Here is a 1,432-nt window from a genome sequence, read left to right as displayed (position 1 = left end):
ACGTTGAGTGCCGCGGTCGCATACGATCCCGCCATGGTGGGCGCACTCGCCGCCGCATAGAGCACTCGCGTGATCTGCGTGCTCCCGACAGCGTACCCCAACACCCCCTGAGCGAATACGAGCCCGAGCAGGGCAACGGGGTTCGTCGCGAAGAGCGCCAACGCGACCCACCCGAGCACAAGAACGCTTCCACCGCCCACGATGACGATTCCGGGTCGGGCATCCGACAGGCGTCCCGCAACGGTGACTCCGATGAAAGAGCCGACGCCGAAGAGCACAAGCGCTACCGACACCCACCACTGGCTCATGCCGGAGGTATCCGTAACAATCGGCGCAAGGAAGGTCAGCGTCGCGAAGGTTCCGGCGTTCACCAGGGCAGCCAGCAGCATCGTCAGAAGGAGGCGCGGGGAGGCAAGCTGGGCTAGCTCCACCCGCAGCGAGGTCGAGAACGACTCCTCCCTTGGCGAGTCGTCAGCTTGAGCGGTGAAGCCCGCGGCGATGCCGATCGCAGCGGGGACGCAGAGAAGAGCGATCGCCCAGAACGTCGACTGCCAGCCGAGTGCCGTACCAAGCAGAGTACCCGCGGGCACGCCGGCGACGGTTGCGACGGTGGTGCCCGCCAGCAGAATCGCCACGGCCCGACCTTTGGCGTCGGGTGCCACGAGTTTCGTCGCCGCACCCAGCGCGACCGCCAAGAAGCCTGCGTTGACGACCGCCGCGATCACACGCGTGATGAACAGAACAGTGAAGTCCGGTGTGAGTGCCCCGACTACATGGGACAGCGCGAACACGATCACACAACCCAAGAGTGTCGCTTTCACGGGGAGGCGACGAGTGAGCGCGGCCATCGCAGGTGCGCCGATCACCATCCCTGCCGCGAACGCCGATGTCAGGAGACCAGCTGTCCCCACGGAAACGCCGAAGTATGCGGAGATGTCCGGCACGAGGCCGGCGAGCATGAATTCGGAAGTACCCATGGCGAAGACCACCAGGGCAAGAAGATAGAGAGCAAAAGGCATCGAGATAGCTCCGAAGCGAGAGTACGAACAAGAGAACGTCTCGTCACCACGGTCAGCGCCCAAAGGACACCCGAATGTCGTGCTGCGCGCAGCACTGAGCGGCAGAGAGCTAGGGGCTCAGCGGAGGTGAGGGGCTGACGGCGTGACCGAAAGCCCCTGAGTGTCCGATTCAGGGCTCGACATACGCCTCATCGTAGCAGTCTGCGTCGCCACCCCCAAAGAACGTCAACAACCTCATGGCCAGCAACAGCTAACTACATCCGCCACCTCACGCTCGCTGCCCTCGCCTACCTCCTGACTGAGGTCCAGCACATGCCCCCTTGACAGTGACTGGCACGATCACGCACCACCGGCGGTGGGCCGTTCAGGGGAAGACGCGGCGAGCCACCGAGTGGCGACGGACTCATCGGTCA

The 1,432-nt window shown here is 64.4% G+C and carries 1 protein-coding gene; it reads right to left on the bottom strand.

What is annotated here, in order from left to right; all coding sequences use genetic code 11:
• Nucleotides 1–1,019: Cmx/CmrA family chloramphenicol efflux MFS transporter (locus AB0N07_RS51000; RefSeq protein WP_365847819.1), on the bottom strand; the 1,019-nt coding region annotated here is incomplete at its 3' end.
• Nucleotides 1,020–1,432 lie beyond the last annotated feature (413 nt).

It is taken from the genome of Streptomyces sp. NPDC051172, from assembly GCF_040682555.1.
Lineage (GTDB): Bacteria > Actinomycetota > Actinomycetes > Streptomycetales > Streptomycetaceae > Streptomyces.
The sequence above is the reverse complement of the archived record's forward strand: the minus strand, read 5'-3'. Positions and strand labels throughout refer to the sequence as shown.